The following is a 21158-nucleotide window of genomic DNA, read 5'->3' as shown; positions in this document are numbered from 1 at the left end:
AGCGGCGGCCAGCAGAAGGGGCGAGGGGACGGCGACCAGTTGGGAGGCGAAGCGACGAGGGCCAGCAGGCGACTGACCACGATGGGTCGCTCGTCCCCGCCGGCCGGGACCGGAGTCCCGACTTGACGGCGGCGCCTCGCGCGGCGACGGCGCCGGTCTAGGGTTCGCCGGACTTCCCGGACCCCCCACGGTGGAGGCAGCGGTGACGCACCGGCTCCGACAGCACCTCGTTCCCTTCCTGTTGTTGGCGCTGGTCGCCGGCCTCGGCGTCACCGCGATCCCGGCCAGTGCCCAGGACGATGGCTGGATCGACGTCAACTTCAACGACTGGCACGTGGAGGGCGGACCGAGCAACTGGGTGGTGGAGGCGGGTGGCGGACTGGTCCGCCAGCTGACCAACGGCGAGTTCACGACGATGGTTTCGGACGTGGACAACCTGGTCGACGTCGAGATGCGTGGGCAGGTCCGCGTCGACACGGGCTCGGACAACGACCTCATCGGCCTGGTCGCGGGTCATCGCCGTCCGGTCGCCGCGGGCGATGACCCGTGGCAGGAGACCGAGACCGTCATCTTCGGCTGGAAGGAGCAGGCCCAGGGTGGAGCGCCCGAGGGCATGAAGCTGTCCAGCATCAACGGCACGGTGATCACCACCACCCCCAACAGTTTCGACAACACCTGGTTCTCGGACCCGCCCCGTGCCGGGACCACGGAACTGGACCGTGACACCGGGGGCGGGACCGGCTGGCGGGCCAGCACGTGGTACGACGTGCGGATGGTCTACCGGCACGACCTCGTCGAGGTCTACGTCGACGACGTCCTGCGCCTCAGCGCCGAAGGGACCTTCCTGCCCGGTCGGATCGGGGTCTACGACCAGTCCCAGGCATCCGTCGCCTACCGCGACTTCCAGTACCGGCACCTGACGTCGCCACCGACCGCCGACGCCGGCGACGACGTCAGCTTCGACCTCGCCCGTTCCGCCACCCTGGACGGGTCCGGTTCCACGGACCCCGACGGTGACGTGCTGTCGTACGACTGGGCGATCGTCGCCGAGGTCGGTGGCCCGTTCGCCCTGTCCGACGCCCAGACCGCCAACCCGGTGGTCACGGCCGAGGGACCTGGCACCGCCACGATCGAGCTGACCGTCAGCGACGGCACGGCGACCGACACCGACACGGTCGAGGTGACGGCCACCGGATCGCTGCAGCCCAACGCCGACGCTGGCGACGACCAGGAGGTCGACGAGGGCTCCACGGTGACGCTGGACTCCACCGCGTCCCGTGCCGGCATCACCACCGACCTCGCCCCGTCCGACGCTGGTTTGTCGCTGCCCGGCGGCACCTCCCTGCAGGTCGACCTGGCTGGCCTCGACCCCGACGAGACGGGGCTGGTCGCGGCCGGCCGTGCCGGCATCGGCGAGGGCCCACCCGTCGAGGCCACCACGCTGGTCTACGTCCTGGACGTGTCCGGCAGCACCGGCGGCGGCGGTGGCTGTGGCGGCAACCCGAACGGCCACGGTGGCTCCAACACCATCCTCGACTGCGAGATCGCCGCGCTGGAGGCCCTGCACGCCGACGTGCTCTCGGCTGGCACCGTCGACCGCGTCGGGCTGGTGTCGTTCAGCAGCGGGTCCAGCCAGGTCGACCTCGACCCCACCGGATCGGTGGCCTACCTCGTGCCGCCGGATGCCGACGTCGATGGCGACGGAATCCTGGACGTCGTCGAGGGGGCGCGGCGCCTGCGTGACGGCGGTGGCACCAACACCACCTCCGGCGTCGTGCGCGCGTGCGACCTGCTGGCGACGGCCGACACCCCCAACCTCGTCACCGTGCTGATGTCGGACGGCGAGGCCACGACCGGTTCGTCGTTCGCCTCAGTCCTGCCCTGCGACCCACCGGTGACGTTCCAGTCCTTCGGGGTGGGCTCGGCCAACTCGTGCTCGTCTGGTCCGTCCGGTCGCACCCTGCAGGAACTGGCCGACCTGACCGGCGGCACCTGCACCCACGTCGCGACGGTCGAGGACCTGCCCGACGTGCTGCCCGACGCCATCGCCTCGCGCATCACCGCGGTCAGCTACACGATCGACGGCGGCGACCCGGTCGACCTGTCCGGCGAACTCGGCCTGCCGGTCACCGGGCCGGGGGGCGTCGACCTGTCCATCGCCCTGCCGCCGGGGCTGGCCGCGGGCACCCACGAGCTGTGCGTCTCCGTGACGGGCACCGACGCCGGCGGCGCCGACACCGTCACGACGTGCTCGTCCCTGACCACGATCAGCGGCGAGCTGACCCACACCTGGACCCAGGTCGACGCCTCCGGTCCGCCGATCTTCCTCGCCGGGGCGAACACGGCCACCCCGTCGTTCGTCGCCCCCGACGACGGCACCTACACCTTCGAGGTCGCGGTCACCGACGGTGCCGGGCGGTCCGACACCGACCGGGTGCGCGTGACCGTCTCCAATGTCGACCCGACCATCGAGGTGGACTCGGGCCGCTCGGTCGCGGGCGGCGTCACGGTCGTGTCGGGCTCGTTCCTCGACCAGGGCTGGCTGGACACCCACACCGCCTCGATCGACTGGGGCGACGGCACGTCCACGGCGGCGCAGGTCGCCCCGCAAGGTTCCGGCTGGGGCGCCGTGTTCGGCTCCCACGTCTATGCCGACGCCGGCACCTACACCGTCGAGGTCGCGCTGGTCGACGACGACGGCGGCACGGTCGCCGCGTCGCTGACCGAGCTGGGTGTCTCCGAGCCGGTCGCGCTGTGGGCGAACTCCGAGACGGCCGGCAACGCCCTGGACTGGAGCGGTGGCGCCGGGACGGTCCACGGCCTGGTCCACAGCAACGACGACGTCAACATCGTCGGTCGGCTCAAGACCTTCGACACCGTCGAGTACGTCGGCTCGCTGAAGGTCGGCGGCCAGACCCAGATGCCGGCCGAGACGGCCGTCGTGGAGGCCAGCCAGCACCCGCTGGACCACGAGCTGGCCGACTTCGCCCCGGACGGCCCGGTGGCCGCCGCCGTCGGCGACGCCTGGCACGATGACAGCGGGTCGTGCGCGGGAGGCACCTGGCACGTCGTCAACGAGGTGCTCGAGCCCGGCGTCCACTGGGTCGACTGCGACGTCCAGCTCAACGGAAGCGCGCTGGGCGGCGCCGTGACGCTGGTCGCCACCGGCACGATCTCGATCGCCGGCTCGCGACCCGTCTTCGAGCCGTACTGGGACGGCCTGCTGTTCCTGTCCGGCTCGTCCGCCGACCGGGCGATCGAGCTCAACTCCCAGGGCTCCAAGATGCTCGGGACGATCTTCGCCCCCGACGGCGAGGTGTCCCTGGCCAGCTCCGACAACCGCTTCCACTGTGCGGTGGTCGGCGACCGGGTCACCATCACCGGATCCGAGCTTGCCCTGACCGGTGCGGACTGCTCCACGCCCGACGACACGTCCGTCGGCCCGCTGTTCGTACCCGACGTCACCGTCGACGTCGACGGCACCACCGGGGAGCTCGTGCCCGGCCAGGAACTGTCCACGTCGGTGACGGTGTCACACGACGGCGGCCAGCTGGTCGTGCCTGGCCTGGTCGGCTTCGAGAACGTCGACGAGGTCACCGCGACGGTCGCCGGCTTCGACCTGCTGGTCGAGCGGCAATCCGTGGCCACCGGTGGGTGGGAGCCGATCGCGTCGTCGGCCGACGGCACGGTCGACCTCACGCTGGAGGCCAATGCGCGTCCGGGGACCACGTTCGGACCGGACGGACCCCTCGGCACGACCGTCGAGCCCGGTGCCTGGGCGACCTGGGGCGCGCAGGCCGTCGTGGCGCTGGACGCCCCGGCCGTCGAGGACCTGCTCGACCCGGACGTGACCTCCGGGCTGCGCACCCGGGTCGTGTTCGGGCTGCAGCCCGAGGGCGTGCAGGCACGACGCCTGTACACCTACGGCACTGACCTGCTCCCGGCGATCCGGGCCGCCGGCGGCGACGTCACCGCCCCGGTCGTGACCCTGCTGTCGCCGATCGACGGGCCGGTCCTGTTGGACGCCGACGACGAGCCGGCCCTGGCCAGCCTCGCCCCCGGCGACGTCGTCACGATAGAGCGGACCTGGTCCGCCCCGGCCCCCGCCCCACGCAGCGTTGACGAGGACGACGCCGGGTACCTCGCCCGGCTGCTGGCCCTGGACGGCTCGACCCTGGCCACCGCCGCGTTCGCCACCGGCACCGGCGCCGTCGGCCAACTGGTCGCACCCGTCGACCTGTCGACCGCGACGGTGCACCTGCCGATCGTGACCGTGGACACCGCCGGTCCCGACCGGCTGATCGCCGGTGACGCCGGCGACTGGGACGTCGACCTCGCCGAGGTGGGCACCCGTGGAGCGCTGGACGTCGACGTGGACGTCGACGCGGACGGCGAGGTGCTGACGTTGGACCCGTCCGTGCCGACCACGCTGGCCGTCGGGGAACGGTTCTCGTCCACCGCGACCTGGACCAGCCCGACCTCGCCCCAGAGCGCCGACGTGCGCGCGGCCGTGACCTGGACCGACGCGGCCGGCACGACCTACGGCCCGCTGGGGTCGAACGCGCCCGTCAACGTCCGCGCCCCCGGTGCGCTGGCCGTGTCGCTGGCCGACGCGCTGACGACCGACGTGGGTGGCGACGGCCGGGTCTCCCCCGGCGACACGCTGACCTACACGATGGCGGTCACCAACAGCGGCGGCACGGCGCTGGACGACGTCGTCGTCACCGTGCCGGTCCCGACCGGCGCGACCGCCGTCACCGGGTCCGCCAGCGTGGGCACGTTCGCCGACGGGATCCTGACCGTCCCGGTCGGCACCCTGGCCGCTGGTGCGTCGACCACGATCACCTTCGCCGTGCTGGTCGACGACCCCTTCCCGACCGGCCTGACCGGGCTGACCACGGTCGCGACGGCCTCGGCGCCGGGCGTCGAGGACGCGGTCAGCGACGACCCGGACCGGCCCGGTTCGGCCAACGCCACGACCACGGCCGTGGTCGTGCCCACCCCCGTGCTGGTGGCCTACCTCGCAGGTGAGTTGGCGATCGACGCCGACACCTCGATGACGCTGAGCGGTGGCGACACGATCCGCTACGACCTCGAGGTCGCGTCCCTGGGCTCGCAGGCCGTCACCGGTGCAGTCGCGACCGTGCCGATCCCTGCCGGGACGACGCTGGTCGCCGGCTCCGCGACCACCGACACCGGCACCGTGAGCACCACCACGGACGCGGTCGTCGTCGACCTGGGCGACCTCGCCCCCGAGGCCCGTGCCGCGATTGCCTTCAAGGTCACGGTCGACGTGCCGGAAGCGGTCCAGCAGGTGTCCGCCCAGGCGACGGTCACGGCGACCAACCACGCCGACGTCGCGTCCGACGACCCGGCCACGTTCGACCCGTTCGGGGACGCGACCGTCCTGTTCGTCCACGGCGCACCCGGCGGCGGCGGGGGAGGTGGCACCGGCGGCGGTGGCACCGGTGGCGGCAACCCGGAGGAGCCACCTGCCACGATCGAGCCCCTCTCGGTGGCCGACGGCACGACGGTGACGATGCCGCTCGACTTCGCAACCACGCTCTCCGCACCTGACGGCGAGACCGTCTCGTGGGTCGTGACCGCACGCCGCGCTGGCGACGCCGCCGCGATCGAGCTGGCCGCAGGCGACGGACCCGACGTGGCCGCGACGCTGGACCCGACCCGGCTCGCGAACGGCTCGTGGGTGGTCGAGGTGACCGCCACCACGTCGGCGGGCGCGATCAGCATGGTGCAGGCCCACGTCGCCGTCGACGGCGACTTCAAGCCCGGCCGGTTCGTCACCACCTACCTCGACCTCGACGTCGGGGTCGCCGGCCTGCCTGTGCAGGTCCGGCGCACCTACGACAGCTTCGACCGCTCGACCGGGGACTTCGGAGTCGGATGGTCGCTGGACGTCGCCGACTTCGAGGTGTCCACGAACGGACCGCTGGGCCAAGGTGGCTGGACCATGCAGGGCTGTGGCACCGGGCTGGTCTTCGTGCCGCTGTGCTTCACGTCCGACACCCCGCACGTCGTGACCGTGACCTGGCCCGACGGCCGAGTCGAGCAGTTCGACCTCACCCCGGCGAAGGGCTCGACGTTCTTCCCGGGCCTGACCACAGCGCAGTTCACGGCCCGGCCCGGGGCCACCTCGAAGCTGGCCGCGGTCAACAACTCGCTGTACTTCAGCAACGGCGACCTGCTCTCGGGCCTGTTCGGGATCGACGGGATCTACAACCCGCGCCAGTTCCGCCTGACCGACCAGTTCGGCACCGAGTACCTGCTGGGCACCCGCACCGGGCTCGTCAGCATGCGCGACCGGCTGGGCGACACAGTCACAATCGACGAGGACGGGATCACCTCGACGTCCGGCACGTCCGTGGCGTTCGTCCGGGACGCACAGGGCCGGATCACGACCGTCGACGGCCCGGGTGACCAGGACGTCACCTACCGCTACGACACCGCCGGCGACCTGGTCGAGGTGGTCGACCACGCCGGCGTGTCCACCGGCTACCGCTACGAAGACCACCGGCTGGTCGAGGTGCTGGGCGACGACGAGGCCCGGCTCGGGACCCTGGAGTACGTCGACGGTCGCTTGACCCGGGTGTTGGACGCCGAGGGCAACCCGACCGAGATCGCAAGCGACGTGGACGGACGCGCCGAGACGGTCACGACCGCCACCGGTCGCGTGGTGACGACGCTGTACGACGAGGACGGCAACGTCGAGCGCCTGGTCGAGACGGGCGACGAGCGGACCTACGAGACCCTGTTCGAGTACGAACGGGGCCTGGTCACCAAGCGGACGGACCCGCTGGGCCGGACCTGGGAGGCGTCCTACGACGATTCCGGGCGGCCCGAGTGGATCAAGGACGCCACCGGCGCGGTGCGCACGTTCGAGTTCCACCCGCGGTTCGGGTTGCTCGCGGCGATCGAGGGTCCGAACCCCGGCCAGCGGGTCGAGTACACCTACGACGCCGACGGCAACCTCGAACGCTTCACCGACGCCACCGACCGGTGGATCACCTACGGCTACGACGCCCGTGGCAGGCGCACGTCGATGACCGATGCCGACGGCACCACCGCGTGGACCTACGACGCCGAGGGCAACCTCGAGACCGCCACCGACGCCAACAACCACACCACGAAGTTCGAGACTGACCACGCCGGACGGCCGACGGTCATCACCGACCCGCGCGAGGGCATCACCCGGATCGCCTACGACGCCGTGGGCGCGATCACCTCGGTCGAGACCCCGACCGGCGGTCTCACCGAGTGGATCTACGACCCGTACCGCCGAGTCGAGCGGATCGTCGGCCCAGACGACGGCGAGGTGCGCTTCACGCGTGACGGCGCCGGCCGGGTCACCCGGGTTGTGGACCCCGAGGACCGTGTCACCGAGTACGGCCACGACCGGGCCGGGCGGGTCACCAGCGTCACCGCGCTGGACCCGGACGGGCCCGACGCCGTCTCGACGATGGACTACTACGAGATGGGCTGGCTGAAGTCGGTCACCGACCCGACCGGCGTGACCACCAGCTATGAGTACGACGCGGCGGGACGGACCGTCGCCGTGGTCGACGGTGCCGGGCGCCGGTTCACCACCGAGTGGGACGCCCTGGACCGGGTGACCCGGTCCGAGGCACCGTCCGGTGCGTTCCAGTCGTGGACCTACGACGACGCCGGCTTCCTGGTCGGCACCGCCGACAACGTCGGGTCGACGACCTACGTCAACGACGACGCCGGCCGGGTCGTGGAGTTCCTCGACCAGCTCGACCACCTCACCCGATACGGCTACGACGACGTGGGCCGGCTCGAGACCATCACCGACCACCGCGACGGGGTCGTCACCTACGACTACGACGCGGTAGGCGACGTGACCTCGATCACCGACCCGATCGGCGTGGAACGGACCTTCACCTACGACGACGTGGGCGACCTCGAGACCGCGACGCTGCCGGGCGCCGGCACGACCACCTGGGTCCGCGACGCGTCCGGCCGTGTCGAGACCTCCACCGACGCGCGCGGGATCGAGGTCACCTACGGCTGGGACGACGCCGACCGCCTGACCTCGGTCGACGTGGCCGGTGAGCACCACGGTTACGACTACGACACGACCGGGCTGCTCACCGGCATGGTCGACCCGGTCGGCACCACCACCTACCAGCGCGACACCCGGGGCCGGCTGACCGGCGTGACCGACGCGGCCGGGACGGTCGCGTACGGCTACGACCTGGCCGGGCGGCGGACGTCGTTGACCTCTCCGACCGCGCTGGACCAGGTGATCACCCACGACGACGCCGGTGCGCCGGACACGATCGATGTCGAGGGACTGGGCGTGGTGGACGTCGGGTTCGACGGCGACGGCCGGCTGGCCAGCCTCGAGCGCCCCAACGGGGTCGACTCGACCTGGACATACGACGCCGCCGGGCGGCTGGACACGGTCGGGCACGCCCTGGCCGACGGCACCACCCGGGCCTGGGACGTCACCCGTGACGTCGCCGGCAACGTCACCGCCCTGGACGGGCCGGACGGGACGTCGAGCTACGAACTGGACGACCTCAACCGCCTGGTCGCGGCGACCACACCGGACGGCGACTACGCGTGGACCTACGACGCCGCGTCCAACCGCACGTCCCAGACAGTCGACGGGGTCATCACCGGCTCCGACATCGATCCCGACACCGGGCTGCTGACCTCGGTCGGCGGCGAGGCGGTGACCCACGACGCGGCCGGCAACGTCACCTCGGTCGGCGACGACACCTACACGTGGGACTGGGCCGGCCGGCTCGCATCCTCCGCGACCGACGAAGGCACCGGAACCTACGACTACGCGGGTGACGGCCTGCGGGTCGAGGTCGACGGGCAACCCCAACTACTCGACCGGACCACCGGCAGCCTGCTCGCTGCCGGCGGGGACGCCTTCGCCCACGGCCCGGCCGGCCCGCTGGCGCAGGAGGTCGGTGGTGAGGCCGGGTGGTTGCAGGCCGACCACCTCGGCTCGATCACCGGGGTCACGGACCCGTCCGGTGCGTTGGCGGGCACGGCCACCTTCGATCCGTTCGGCGTGCAGGCTGCCACCGGCACCGCGTCGCCTTTCGGGTTCACCGGACACCTCCAGGACCCGACCGGGCTGGTCGCCGCTCCGCTGCGGTCGATGGACCCCGGGATGGGCCGCTGGCTGTCCCAGGACCCGGTCCAGCCCGGCGCACCGGGATCGGCCGGCTACAACCTGTACGGCTACGTCGGCTCGAACCCGACGTCGTGGACCGACCCAACCGGCGGCGTCGCACTGGTGGAGTACGCGTCGCTGATCGGCCGCTCGGCGCTGGTCGGCGGAATCCTCGGTGGCGCGTTCGGGCTCGGGATCGGCGCGTTCGCCTGTGACTCCCCCAGCGACTGGACCTGCCTGGCCTCGTGGGGCTTCGGCGGGCTGGTCGGCGGCGCGCTCGGCGGTGCCGCCTGGGCCCTTGCTGCCGCGCTCGGCCTGCCGATGTGGGCCGCCGGCCTCATCGGCGGCGGTGTCGGCGGCTTCACCGATTCCGCTACCCGCCAGGGCGTCGCCGGCGGCGGCGTCGACTGGGGTGCAGCATTGCTCGAAGGTCTCATCGGTGCCGCGGCCGGCGGGATCCTTGACGCAATCATCCCAGCACTCGCGCGCCGCCTGGGGGTCTCGCGCAGCACGAGCACGCCCAGCACCGGTACAGGCGCGGCCGACGACTTCGCGCGGTCGCCACTGTGGTCGCGGAATGACTTCGGAGCCCACCGGGTGTACCAGCGGACGGACCTGATAGACCCGAGCTTCGTGGATGACCTCGGGCGCACCAATCTCCAACGGATGCAGGACGGTCTGGCGCCGATCGGCCCGGATGGCCGCTCGGTCAACCTGCACCATATGCTCCAGACCCAGGACGGACCGATCGCCGAGATCACGGCGACGATGCACCAGCAGTACTCGCGGATCCTCCACATCAACCCCAACACGATTCCGTCGGGGATCGACCGTGCGGCGTTCAATCGCTGGCGATCGGACTACTGGCAGTGGCGCGCGAAGGACTTCTTGTGAGCCTGCCATGCCTATGAGCCACCTCGACGATGCCCTCCAGGCCATCGCCGGGTCCGATCGCGCTCGATTCATCGGTCCGCGCGACCCCGCGCTGGTCGCATCCGCGGAACAGGCATTGGACGTTGCCTTCCCCCCGACGTATCGGCGGTTCGTCCTGGAACTCGGGGCCGGCAGTGTCGGAGGGCGCGAGTTCTATGGCGTCACGACGGACAACTTCACCTCCGCCTCGGTCCCCAACGGCGTCTGGCTGACCCTGGACGAGCGCTGGAAGTTCGACCTGGCCGAGGGCCTGGTGATCATCGGCGAGACGGGCCTCGGTGAGTACTACGTCCTGGACACCCGCCACCGGACCGAGGACGGCGAGTGTCCGGTCGTGCTCTGGGTGCCGGGTGTCTCGGACGCCGATGGCCTGCTCACGTCCGTCGCCCCTGACTTTGGTGCCTTCCTGCTCGACGCCGTCGAGGAGGTCTTCGGGGCCCACGGGTCGGACGGACCTGGATTGGCATAACCGGCGACTCCGATGAGCGATCTCTACCATGCCCGAGCGTCCACCACCGGGGCCCCTCGAATGAACCGAACTCGCGAAGTGACTCACCAGGAGCCCGCATGGCGGGGTCGATCCGACTTCGTGATCGGCATCGCGCTGCCCGAGGACGGCGCCAGTGAACAACTGTTCGCTCGCCAGGCGGGCCCGTATCGCTTCGAAATTTGGCCCGGTCTGGGTCTGAGGTCACAACCCCTGCCCGCGACGCCAAGCGAGGCGAAGCACTCCTGCGAGCGGCAGGCGTGCGCAGCCGTGGCGAGTTCAGCACGGGAGGCACCCGCGGCGTGAGCATCCATGCCGTCGGCGACACGATCACGCTGACGCCGATGCACAATCGCAGTCCCGGCTCCGGCTTCGAACACCTCGTCGATCTATCAAGGGTGGTCAGTGATCCAACCGTCTTGGGGAAAGCCCTACGTGATGCGCTGGCAGCCGCCACCTGATCCGACCCACGCCACTCGTCGTGCTGCGAGGCTGCAGGTGGGTCAACCAGTGGGGTCCCTGTCGGCACGTGGCCCTGCTCATGGTCAGCGCCTGTTCGCGAATGACCCCGCCGGCATCATCCGACTCTTCACCGTCGATTGACCATGCGCACGCTGTTGGGCCAACAGTTCGCTCCGACGACATCGTCCATCGGGTTCGTCGAGAGGCCACTCGACGAAGCGACCGCGGCGTTGGCGCAATGGCGACGTGACCTGTACCCGAAGGTCGAGGTGAGTCGACGACGAGGATTCCCGGGTGTCCTCCATCTTCTGGAGCCGCTGACTGGTGGTTCCCGACCGCGCGAACTCCTCATCGACGTCGGCGAGTGGACGGCATACTTCGACAACGGCCTACGCGGCACTGACGCTGTAAGTGCGATTGGCGTGCTCAGCCGACGACTGGGCTGCCAAGGACTGGCAGTCCGAGCCGGGCCCTACACAGCCGACCACGATGGGTCGGACCTGCGAGGCCCGGTGCAGTTCGAACTGTTCGGCCCCCTTCCGACGGAGTTCCTGAACTACGTCAGGACCATCTCGGTTGCGTTCGATGGCACCCGGTGGCGGTTCGATGCCACGGGCACGCAGCAGCGCTTCGAACAGCCAGAGGCCTACCGGGCCAGTCGAATCCATGACCGGTTCACCTCAGAGATGCTCGAACGGTACTGCCAGGCGCTCGGCGTCGATGTCTTCAACCCCGAGGCCTACGGTCCCGAGGCCATCCTTACGGAGAGCCAGGTGCCACTCGCACCAGACGGTCGCGTCATGACGTTGCGCGAGGCTCAAGCGTGGCTCGGCATCACGCCGGACGGCCCGTCGGAGCCCCCTGGGTGACCCGTGAGGGCCGACCCGCTGGGCTCCGACGCGATGCGTCACACCAGCAAGGTCAGCCGCCCTTGCACCCTACGCTCAATGTGCCTATGGAACTCGATCACATCCGGCATGCTGGCGGCACGCACGACCTCGACAACCTGCGCGAGCCTGGGCCTTGGCGACAGGGCGAGCTCGAACCCTTCCGCCACCACGCCGGGCCTCGGCCATGACGATGTCGCTCCCGTCCGCTCCCGTGGTGAACTCGGCCTTGATGGGCCCCGAGGGCGAAGTGGTCCTCATGCTCGACGTCGTCTCGGTCGGTAGCGGCGCCGGTTTCAACATCACCTTCGAGCAGGTCGCCTCGGAGTGGCGCCAAGGCGTGTGGCTGGGGACGGATGGCATACTGCAGGTCGACGGAGCCCGGTCGCCGCACATCGTCCTCTGGCAGGACATCGCCCCCGCCAGCACCCACGTTCGGCTGCTGGAAGGGAGCGGTGACCTGCGCCTGTACAACGTCTGGGACTCGGGACGGGGTATCAAGGATCACGAGTCACAGAGCGCGACATCCGGGATGGTCGTCGAAACCCTCGAACGTGGCTCACGGCGATATCGCTGCAACGACATCGGGTACGACCCGTCGTTCCAGAAGTTGGTGTTCACGCTCAGCGCTGGCTGAAACGACACCCACCTCCTCCGCCCCAAGGCGCCATCAGTAGCCTTGGTCGCGGCGAACTCTGGTCCGGGCGCACCCAAGGCTGACGATGGCTCCTTCATGTTCGGCAACCCAACACCAGCCCCAGATGAACCGCCGGACCGCGGCGGCGTGGCCGTCTGGCCCGGAGATTGCGTGGGTGTTCCAGGACCAGGGCCACAAAGCCGCTGTTGATCCCGCGCTCCAGGACCTCCCTCGGCTCTCGGCCATCTTCACCAGGCACGTCCCATGACAAGGCCCATGGTCCGGTCGATCATGCAGGTCGTGTGGCTGCATCCCGACCAGGCCGCCACAGACGTCGAAGCGGCGTCCGCCGTGGCGCGGCAACTCATCGGGCGCGTACAGGTGCTGGCCGACGAGCCGGTGTGGCGGTCCGAGGACTCAGGACTTGCCGTGGGCCTGGACCAACTGGGTGACCTCGTGATGCTCGAGGAGGACTGGGTTCGGGAGCGCACCGGTTTTGGGTGGTCGATTGGTGCCGGCCGGCAGTCCTTCGCCCTGCAGGCGAGCCTGTCGATCGGGTATCGCCACGGTGCAGCATCAAGCATCACGGTTCGGCTACGTCACCATGAGGACGACCGCGTGACGTTCGAACGCCTCGTCGGCGTCTACGACGACCTCGCAGCCGATACTCGAGCCGACCGCGGCTGGCTGTTCCACGGCAGACGGGACTATCAGCGGCAGGTGTTTGGTCAGGTCGACGAGATGGATCGTCGGATTCCGGGTGTGGGGTGGAGTGGATGGCCAGGACGCGCCTGGGCCGGAGGTTGAGATGGTGCGGCATCGACAACACCGACGCAGCTCAGGGCTGTCCGAGGCCGCACCCGGAAATGCGGACACGGTCGGGTGAGTCGACGCCCTTGCGAGCCCGCTGAAGGTGCACGAGATCGATGATCCACTCGACGGCACGTCGGTGCGCCTGTACTCCCCGGGGGGTTGGACCTCCCAGACCATGCCGCCCACATCGCCGACGCGCAGAGAGCCCGTCCGGAGTAGTTTCTTCCTCAGCGAAAGATTCCACCGTTGGGGCACTGGTACCGGGCTCAACCGGCCTGCATGGCCGCGAGTCGGAACGGGCTGCAGCACGTCGGGCAGGTCCGCCTGAGCTGAGACCCCGGTGACCAACACGGTCGTCGTGACCAACGATCGCCGAGCCATGTCCGTCCTCCAGGGTTGGTGGGAGAAGCCGGGCGGCCCCGTCGTCGGTCGAACTGCAAAGGTGCCATGCGTGCTCTCGATAGGACCCAGGCGTGAGGTCGATCCCCAAGCCGAAGCGCCCATGGATGACCTGTCGGTGCAGACCTTCCGGGAGCGACTGAGTGACCTCGGTGTGCGCGACGAGAGCGTCTTCGAGCCAGTGTCCGACGGCGTCCGGCTCAACGTCATCGGCCAAGGATGGAACTTCATGCTGCTCGACGGAAGTGCACTGGGTGTCGGTGGTGCCCCCTCCAGCGCCGACTTGGTCCGCCTGATCCGGTGGTTTCGAGACTTGGTCCCAGCCACGACCCAACTCGCCATCCTCGATCACTCGAGCGGCGCCTGGAAGTCAATTGGCATCCCGCCGGAGATCGATCAATTCGTGTTGGACCACTATGGCTCGGACTGGTGAACCGAAACTCCGTCCTACGACGTGTTCGGGGGTGTCCCGCGTCAGGGAATCCGGGAACCGAAAACGTCTGGGTGCACCATGCAGTCGAACGGCAAGTGCTGAAGCGCTATCCGGGCCTCTTCAGCCCACAGGAGATTCACTCGATCGAGAACCTGCGTGAGGTACCACGCGGGAATGTGAACAACAAGATTCACCTGAGCGAGATACGGGTACTTTGGAATTCGTTCTACCGGGCCAACCCCTCACCAACACGCCAGGGCATCCTTGACTTCGCCACGATGATCGATCGGAAGTTGGGCGTGTTCTTCAAGCCACCGGTGCTTTGATGGCCGGTTTCCGTGTAAGACCGGAAGTTGCCGGTGAACTGGGTGACAACACCGACATGGACACCACCGTGCACCCTCCCGTTGTTCGTCGGCTCCACCACGTCTTCTCGGGATGGCTTGGCGACGACATTGTCGAATCCTTCCCCTGCTACCTCGTCACCACGGACTTGGCCACGGCAATCACTGAGGCTGGTCTGTCGGGAGCTTGGATCGACGAGGCGGAGATCTCGCTCGATCCCCAGTTCACGACGCTTGAGCCCGAGCAAGCTGCCGCGCTGCCCCACCGGAAGTGGCTTCGCATCAACGGGGCCGCCGACAAGGACGATCTGTGGCAGGACGAGCAGGCTCAACTGTTCGTGAATGCACGGGCACTTGCGATCCTGAAGACATGTTCGCTTGCGCACACCGAGATCGTCCCGAAATGAGGGCGGTTCGGAAGTTCACGTTGTGTCGGGGGGACGTTGGACAGCTTGGACCAGCGGAGCAGGCGGACGTTCTGCCACCTTGACGATCGACCACCCCGGTGGACTCTGCGGAGCCTGTGGTCGAAGTGGAGCAGATCGAAGGGCCCTCGAGTCGCTCCGAAGACGCCGCCGGCAGAGTATGAAGGCCCTGGCCGCCACGACACTGGCCACAGCGCATGAAGGACTGGTGGCGCAACACCCATGGAGGAGTCCCGAGTGGTTGACGAGGTGGCGACCCACGACCCAGCGCCGGGAGCGGACTACGTTGTACAGGTGAGCCTCGATGCGCATGGCATGCCCGGTCGACGCGAGCAGCTGTGGGTCCAGGACCTCGGCCAGCGGCACTTCCGCCTCCAGAGCATCCCGTTCTTCGTCTACGGCATCGGGCCGGGAGACGAGTTCGTCCTCGACGAAGCCGGGCACGTCGTCGAGTGCGACCGACACGGTCAGAAGCACGTCGTCCGGGTCGCCTTCGATCGCGACGTCGCCAACGACGTCCACGAGCCGCTCCATGGCCAGCTGGGCGACCTGGACCTGGCCCACGAATGGCACGGATCGGGCTACGTCGCCATGTCACTGGACCAACGCGCACTTCCGGAGCCGCTGAGGGACGTGATCGCGCCACACCTGTCCGCCGGAACGGCCTTCACGGAAGTCGCCACCGACCGCCCAGCATCGTGAGGCACGTCCATCAGGTGCCACCATGACTGATCGCGCTGGGCGTACGCCACTCCACTACGCCGCCGCCGAGGGAGACCTCGACCGGCTCAACGAACTCCTCGGCAACCACGCGGATCCGGACCAGGCCGACCACCAGGGCTTCACGCCATTGCATTTCGCGGCGCAGAACCGGCACCCGGAGGTCGCAGAAGCGCTGCTCGCCGCCGGCGCATCCATTGACCCCGAGAACCAGTACGGCAACACGCCGCTCTGGGTGGCGACCATGAACGACCTCGGCCAGGGGGAACTGATCCTGCTCCTGCTGCGCCATGGCGCGGACCCGAACCACGAGAACGCCACGGGCATCAGCCCGCGCGGGGTTGCCGAGGTCGTCGCGAACTACGACCTCGAACAGTTCTTCGGCTGAGCGCCCATCGGGCGGCAGTTGCCCGAACGGGTCTGCCCCAGCTTCGGTCGACACCTAGATTGACCCGTCAGGGTCGGACAGGATGTCACCGTGCCGAAGAAGTATCCACCAGAGTTCAAGCGTGACGATCATCAGCGGGTCAAGATGTCCTGGTGACACGTTGGAGAGGGAAGGGGCAGCAGACCCAGCGTGTGCCGGAAGGGGAAAGGCGGAAGTGTGCGACGAGTACCCCTTTGCGTCGACCCTCGAAGGGGTCAGGCCAATGGACCGTCCTTCCTTGCCCGTCCTCCCGCGGTCCGAGTCGAGTTCCCGGGGAGGCTCCCTGAGTGGCTTCTACAACAAGGCGCAGTGTCAACCGTTCGTGAACGGCACGAAGTTCGGCGTGATCCCCCTACCCTCGCCGCTGGTGCCGTCGTTCGGGTCTGAAATGGGTGTCGCAGACGCGCTCCAGCGCTTGGTCGAGGAGCACGGTCGCGCGGGCGCACCGCTGCGCGACTGCCTGGCCGACGCCTTGCCCGAGCGGCGGCTGCGCACGCTGGAACGACGAACCACCGGGACGCTCCCGTCCGGCGTCGCCGACCTGCATCTCGTCGCCGACGGGGTCGATGACGCGCTGCTGGTGCAACACGTCGGACATTGGGTGCCGTACCGCTTCTTCCCCGGTGGTCCGATCATGATGCCCTTGCGTGACGCGATCGACTTCGCAGCAGAACTGCGGTCAACTGCCGAAGAACTCTCCCGGGACTCGGCAGAGGAAGGCGGGGAAGCCATGTGGCGTTCCTCGTGGACGGTGGCCTATGAGATCCGCGGTGGTGAGGCCGTGGTGGTCGACACGGCTGCGAATGCTCCGCCGTTGTGGCTCGTCCAATGGGAGAACCGCGTGCAGAGGCCGCTCGGTGTTGACATGGAGGGCTTCCTTCGGTCCTGCGCAGATCGAATGGCAGTCCTCAATCCTTCGTGGAACATGAGTGGGTACTTCGACAGTGACGCCGCCTCGGAAACCCCCCAGACCTTCCCGGGGTTGGAATAGCTGGCCGCGCGCCAACCGGACCGTCACCGGGGCTGGCACCACCGCCTCCGCCTGCGACGACGCCTTCTCCCCCGAGGCCACGACGTTCAACCACGACGACGCGGGCAACCTCACCGCTGCCGGAGCCGACGCCTACACCTACGTCACCAACGACCCCGGGACCATGACCGACCCGACAGGCCCGGCGGTAGCCATCGAGGGCGCCTCGCTGCGGTCATGGGAGCCAGTCGGGGCGCGGTGCCGTCCGCGAAGGTGCTGCCACCTTCTGGGTAGGTTGCGACACATGACACACCCAGCTGTACTGGCCTTCCGGGAGCTCGTTGAAGCGCACGCCCGCCAGGGCTCGCCACTTGTGAGCGCCCTTCGCCCCGGCCTTCCAGAACAGCAGATCCTCCGACTCCTCCGGGCATCACTCGACGAGGCCTGCCGCATGGTGGACGACCTCGTCGCGTTGTGGGCCTGGCATGACGGGAGTGGTTGGGTGGACGGGACCGGAGAGGTGAACGTCCTGCCCTACTACAACTTCATCCCGCTTGCCGAAGCGCGACGTATCCAGCAGGAACAGGTCGAGCAAATCGAGTTCGACATCGAAATGGGAGGGGACGGGGACCTCGAGTGGTGGGAACCCTCGTGGTGGCCCGCCCTGGCGGGTGGCCCGGACTTCATCGTCGTCGACACCAGTGACGGTGGCGTGTGGGAGGCCTCGATCGCGGCGCTATCGAAGATCCGACTGGCTCCTGACTTTGGGACCTTCCTGGGATGGGTGACATGGGCGACCAACGAGCGGTTCTTCTACTGGGATGACGGAAGCCCCGACCGACGCGCGGGGCTCAGGTTCAGCATCGACGACGCCGAAGCTGCCCCTTGGCTGTCCGAGGTCGCCCCCGGAAATGCGGACAGGGGCGGGTGAGTCGAGGCGCTTGCGACCTGCCGAAGGTGCCCGCGGTCGGTCCAGCCTTGAAGACCAGCGCAGAGGACAGGGGTGCTTGGCAACATTGGGGAGACTGGGGAATCCAGTCGAGCAGTATTCGGAGAGTGTCGAGTGAGGTGGACATCCTGGTGTCCGCGAGCAGCCACGCATGCGAGTTGACTGGCGACCAGATCGGGCCGCCATCCCCCCAATCCAAGGGAGCCAATTTCGTGGAGAAGTCACGCATCCTCGGCTCACTCCGGGAGCCCATGCGGCGGATTGGATTCGCTTGTGCATCGGGGAAGTTCGTTTCCGACCGTGGTCCCTTCCGGCTCTCGGTCGGGATGAACTCGGCCTCGGAGCAGCAGGGACGAGTTCTGGCGGTCAACCCGGTGTTGGGCGTGGCCCACAAGGCCATCCAGGCGCGACTTGCGGCGGCGACCGACAACGGGCACTGGCTACGCGTGGCGACCGTGAGTCGACCGATCGGCTACGCCATGCCCGACGACCGGTTCACCCAGTGGCGCTTCGCGGCAGACAACCTCGATCGACCTGCGACCGCGGTGGCCGACGCCGTCCAGGACTTCGGGCTGCCCTGGATGAACGGCATGACCGATCTCAACACGATGCTCACCGAATTGGCGGACGGCCTGTCGCACGCTGAGGAGTTCAAGATCCCCATTCTCCTGGCAGAGCTCGGACGGCGTGAGGAGGGCCGGGACCACGTCGAGTCCAAACTTCGCGAGTTCGCCGGTGAGAACCACATCTTGGCTCAGGACTATCGTGCCTTCGCCGCAAGGTTCCTTGATGATCTCGACAAGATCAACTGACCGTGGCACCGTCCGTCACAACGAGGGGAGTGTGCAGAGTGTTCGTCATCACACCACGGTCTCGACTGTCCGAACAGCCAGAACAGCGACCAAGCGGACTGACCACGGAGGAATTCAGGCGTCGGCTCGACGACCTTGGCATCGAGGAGGACAGCATCCACTCACCTGCATCCGGATGGGTGCGTCTGAACGTTGTCGGTCAAGGATGGGACTTCAGCCTGCTGTCAGATGACGCCACGCTCGGCGTCGGGGGCGCACCATCTTCTGAAGACCTGCGTGCACTCGTCGGCTGGTTTCGGGCGTTGGTGCCCTCGGAGACGGATCTCATCATTCTTGACTATTCGACCGGAGACTGGTGCGTGCTCGATGCTCTTGGAGGTTGCGATGCGTTCCTGGACCGGTACGGCACCTATTAGCTGGCCGTGGGTCGAACCCGCGCTGAGGGCCCGTAGATCGACGAAGCAGCGGGAGGGTCAGCTTTCGAGCCCATCGTGAACCAGGAGATCGAGCAGTTGGAGACGTAGCGCGACATCTTGGTCGTTGTGTTCCGATCGTGCCAACCTTCAGCCTCTGCCGATGAGTGATGTTGCGGTGCATTTCGAGAGGAGTTGCTCGCGTTGCATGGTCGGGCCGGGGGCGACTGACCGCGGTCACCGACGCAGCCGGGATGGTCGGCTACGGCTACGACCTGGCCGCGGCGGACCTCACTGTCGTCGCCGACTGCGCTGGACCACGTCGTCACCCACGACGCGGCGAACCCGACTTGGGCTCGGCAGCGAGATTACGCTCGACACGGCTGCCGGGCACACCAAGGTCGACCTCTACGTGGAGTTTCCGAATGGGACGAAGGGCTTCCTCGAGGTCAGGACTGGCCCCACGGCCGACCTCAACGCCAATCAAGAGGCGGTCCTCCCCGAGATCATGAACAGTGGATTCGTGCCGGCGGGCAACCACGCCTCCAGGGCCGGGCTGCAGCCCGGAGTCGCACTCGAGCCCCTGCCAGTCTGGGTGATCTATCAGACTTGGCCCCTCTGACATGACCGTGTTCGAGCAGGCCGTCGCTGCGCTGCAGCCCCCCATGGAGGCCATCGGCTTCGCCAAGGTCATTCACGACGGTGTCTTCGTAGGCGGGCAACACGGTGACTTCACGCCGTCCGTGGGAATGAACAGCGCCATTGAGTCCGAGGATGCGGTCTGCGCGATCCTGCCGATCCTGGGTGTTGCCCATCGACCAACCCTGGAACGCCTCGCCGAGCTGACCGGAGTTCGTGGGTGGAAGACCGGGGTGGTCGTCAGCCTCCCGATCGGCTCCGTCATGCCGGAAGAACCATTCGCCCGATGGAAGTTCAACGACGGAAACCTCGCGGGACAGGCCCGGTCGCTCACCGAGGCCGTCGAGAGCTACGGGGTGCCGTGGATGGGCCGGATGGCCGACCTCGATGCGATGCGCCTCGAGCTGGATGACGGCGCCAGCCACCACGTGGAGTACAAGTTGCCGGTCGTGCTCGACCTGCTCGGACGCACCGACGAGGCGCGCACTCACGTGGAGGCCCAACTCATCCGGTTGGCCGACGCCACCCACCTCAAGGCCCAGCAGCACCGCGCCTTCGCCGAGCGGTTCCTGCGTGAACTCGAAGACGGCCAGTGACGAGCAGTACGGGGACTGCTGCCGGACAGTCGGCACCGCCACGCGGCGTGATGTTTCCTTGCCTGACCCCTCGGGGTGCGGTCCAGCGCCCTCCGGATGACGAGTGCACGACCGTGGCCGACAGGGAGTTCCTGGCCATTGGCCCTGCAGCGCCGCAAGGCGGACTCGTCGGGGGAGGCAACCAGGTGTTCATCCCGTCGGTGGATCCGACCTGGATCATCGGGAGCGGAGGCTTGTGATGGATGAAGACCCCGAGAGCTGGTCGGAGATCCATGGGTTCAGGTCACCCGGCGAGTATCGGAAGTTCGAGGCGTGGCTCGCCGGGCTCGAACAACGCGGTGTCGTGCACCGGGTGGTGGTCACGGCCCCGTACGCAGGGTCATCGATGTTCGTCGAGACCTGGTACCGCACCACCGGCGGGGAGACGTGGCGGGTCGTTGCACCCGAGGCCCCCTTCGCCGGCCTGTTCGCGCGGGTCAGCGAGGCGTGCGAGAGGTGACGTCCGCGCCAGCACCGTGCTCGTCCGGTGACCTGATCAGTGTCGATGAGCGATCTCTACCATGACCGGGCGTCCATCCCCGGATCCCCTCGAATGAACCGAACTCGCGAAGTGACTCACCAGGAGCCAGCCTGGCGGGGT

General features: G+C 68.5%; 17 protein-coding genes. All 17 read left to right on the top strand.

Going from position 1 to position 21158, the window contains the following annotated elements; translation table 11 throughout:
- The first annotated feature begins 202 nt into the window (after positions 1 to 202).
- Entirely contained in the window at positions 203 to 10066 is a 9864-nt protein-coding gene (locus tag KR546_RS10415; protein WP_238444644.1) for an HNH/ENDO VII family nuclease, read from the top strand.
- A 7-nt stretch (positions 10067 to 10073) separates the two neighbouring features.
- Positions 10074 to 10574, top strand: a complete 501-nt coding sequence (locus tag KR546_RS10410; RefSeq protein ID WP_238444643.1) for an SMI1/KNR4 family protein — start codon at positions 10074 to 10076, stop codon at positions 10572 to 10574.
- A gap of 320 nt (positions 10575 to 10894) precedes the next feature.
- Positions 10895 to 11053 (top strand): hypothetical protein, encoded by a 159-nt coding sequence (locus KR546_RS10405; protein ID WP_238444642.1) that lies wholly within the window; start codon positions 10895 to 10897, stop codon positions 11051 to 11053.
- Between the two features lie 144 nt (positions 11054 to 11197).
- Positions 11198 to 11923, top strand: a complete 726-nt coding sequence (locus KR546_RS10400; protein WP_238444641.1) for a hypothetical protein — start codon at positions 11198 to 11200, stop codon at positions 11921 to 11923.
- Between the two features lie 205 nt (positions 11924 to 12128).
- Entirely contained in the window at positions 12129 to 12578 is a 450-nt protein-coding gene (locus tag KR546_RS10395; protein ID WP_238444640.1) for a hypothetical protein, read from the top strand.
- A gap of 276 nt (positions 12579 to 12854) precedes the next feature.
- Positions 12855 to 13385, top strand: a complete 531-nt coding sequence (locus tag KR546_RS10390; RefSeq protein WP_238444639.1) for a hypothetical protein — start codon at positions 12855 to 12857, stop codon at positions 13383 to 13385.
- A 346-nt stretch (positions 13386 to 13731) separates the two neighbouring features.
- Positions 13732 to 14223, top strand: a complete 492-nt coding sequence (locus KR546_RS10385; RefSeq protein ID WP_238444638.1) for a hypothetical protein — start codon at positions 13732 to 13734, stop codon at positions 14221 to 14223.
- 95 nt (positions 14224 to 14318) lie between these two features.
- Complete coding sequence (locus KR546_RS10380) at positions 14319 to 14549, top strand: hypothetical protein (RefSeq protein WP_238444637.1); 231 nt, start codon at positions 14319 to 14321, stop codon at positions 14547 to 14549.
- On the top strand, positions 14549 to 14974 hold the full coding sequence (locus tag KR546_RS10375; RefSeq protein ID WP_238444636.1) for a hypothetical protein: 426 nt from the start codon (positions 14549 to 14551) through the stop codon (positions 14972 to 14974). The genes KR546_RS10380 and KR546_RS10375 overlap by 1 nt, the downstream gene beginning before the upstream one ends.
- Positions 14975 to 15307: 333 nt before the next feature.
- Positions 15308 to 15694, top strand: a complete 387-nt coding sequence (locus KR546_RS10370; protein ID WP_238444635.1) for a DUF4265 domain-containing protein — start codon at positions 15308 to 15310, stop codon at positions 15692 to 15694.
- 22 nt (positions 15695 to 15716) lie between these two features.
- Positions 15717 to 16100, top strand: a complete 384-nt coding sequence (locus KR546_RS10365; RefSeq protein ID WP_238444634.1) for an ankyrin repeat domain-containing protein — start codon at positions 15717 to 15719, stop codon at positions 16098 to 16100.
- Between the two features lie 82 nt (positions 16101 to 16182).
- Positions 16183 to 17130 carry a NucA/NucB deoxyribonuclease domain-containing protein gene (locus tag KR546_RS10360; protein WP_274387919.1) on the top strand — a complete coding sequence of 316 codons (948 nt, stop codon included), beginning with the start codon at positions 16183 to 16185 and terminating at the stop codon, positions 17128 to 17130.
- A gap of 430 nt (positions 17131 to 17560) precedes the next feature.
- A complete protein-coding gene (locus KR546_RS10355; protein ID WP_238444632.1) occupies positions 17561 to 18040 on the top strand; it encodes an SMI1/KNR4 family protein in 480 nt (159 codons plus the stop codon).
- A 137-nt stretch (positions 18041 to 18177) separates the two neighbouring features.
- Complete coding sequence (locus tag KR546_RS10350) at positions 18178 to 18870, top strand: hypothetical protein (RefSeq protein ID WP_238444631.1); 693 nt, start codon at positions 18178 to 18180, stop codon at positions 18868 to 18870.
- Positions 18871 to 18908: 38 nt separating this feature from the next.
- Positions 18909 to 19286: a hypothetical protein gene (locus KR546_RS10345; RefSeq protein WP_238444630.1), complete on the top strand. Its 378-nt coding sequence runs from the start codon at positions 18909 to 18911 to the stop codon at positions 19284 to 19286.
- Positions 19287 to 19906: 620 nt separating this feature from the next.
- Positions 19907 to 20518 (top strand): hypothetical protein, encoded by a 612-nt coding sequence (locus KR546_RS10340; RefSeq protein ID WP_238444629.1) that lies wholly within the window; start codon positions 19907 to 19909, stop codon positions 20516 to 20518.
- Between the two features lie 238 nt (positions 20519 to 20756).
- Entirely contained in the window at positions 20757 to 21017 is a 261-nt protein-coding gene (locus KR546_RS10335) for a hypothetical protein (RefSeq protein ID WP_238444628.1), read from the top strand.
- Positions 21018 to 21158 lie beyond the last annotated feature (141 nt).

The organism is Salsipaludibacter albus, assembly GCF_019798055.1.
Taxonomy (GTDB): domain Bacteria; phylum Actinomycetota; class Nitriliruptoria; order Nitriliruptorales; family Nitriliruptoraceae; genus Salsipaludibacter; species Salsipaludibacter albus.
The sequence above is the reverse complement of the archived record's forward strand: the minus strand, read 5'-3'. Positions and strand labels throughout refer to the sequence as shown.

What these genes read in the sequence shown, in the direction of transcription:
- KR546_RS10340 (WP_238444629.1), top strand. Translation starts at nt 19,907, where the DNA reads ATGACCGTGTTCGAGCAGGCCGTCGCTGCGCTGCAGCCCCCCATGGAG.
- KR546_RS10370 (WP_238444635.1), top strand. Translation starts at nt 15,308, where the DNA reads ATGCCCGGTCGACGCGAGCAGCTGTGGGTCCAGGACCTCGGCCAGCGG.
- KR546_RS10355 (WP_238444632.1), top strand. Translation starts at nt 17,561, where the DNA reads ATGGTGGACGACCTCGTCGCGTTGTGGGCCTGGCATGACGGGAGTGGT.
- KR546_RS10410 (WP_238444643.1), top strand. Translation starts at nt 10,074, where the DNA reads ATGCCTATGAGCCACCTCGACGATGCCCTCCAGGCCATCGCCGGGTCC.
- KR546_RS10335 (WP_238444628.1), top strand. Translation starts at nt 20,757, where the DNA reads ATGGATGAAGACCCCGAGAGCTGGTCGGAGATCCATGGGTTCAGGTCA.
- KR546_RS10395 (WP_238444640.1), top strand. Translation starts at nt 12,129, where the DNA reads ATGACGATGTCGCTCCCGTCCGCTCCCGTGGTGAACTCGGCCTTGATG.
- KR546_RS10365 (WP_238444634.1), top strand. Translation starts at nt 15,717, where the DNA reads ATGACTGATCGCGCTGGGCGTACGCCACTCCACTACGCCGCCGCCGAG.
- KR546_RS10390 (WP_238444639.1), top strand. Translation starts at nt 12,855, where the DNA reads ATGGTCCGGTCGATCATGCAGGTCGTGTGGCTGCATCCCGACCAGGCC.
- KR546_RS10360 (WP_274387919.1), top strand. Translation starts at nt 16,183, where the DNA reads ATGTCACCGTGCCGAAGAAGTATCCACCAGAGTTCAAGCGTGACGATC.
- KR546_RS10375 (WP_238444636.1), top strand. Translation starts at nt 14,549, where the DNA reads ATGGCCGGTTTCCGTGTAAGACCGGAAGTTGCCGGTGAACTGGGTGAC.
- KR546_RS10400 (WP_238444641.1), top strand. Translation starts at nt 11,198, where the DNA reads ATGCGCACGCTGTTGGGCCAACAGTTCGCTCCGACGACATCGTCCATC.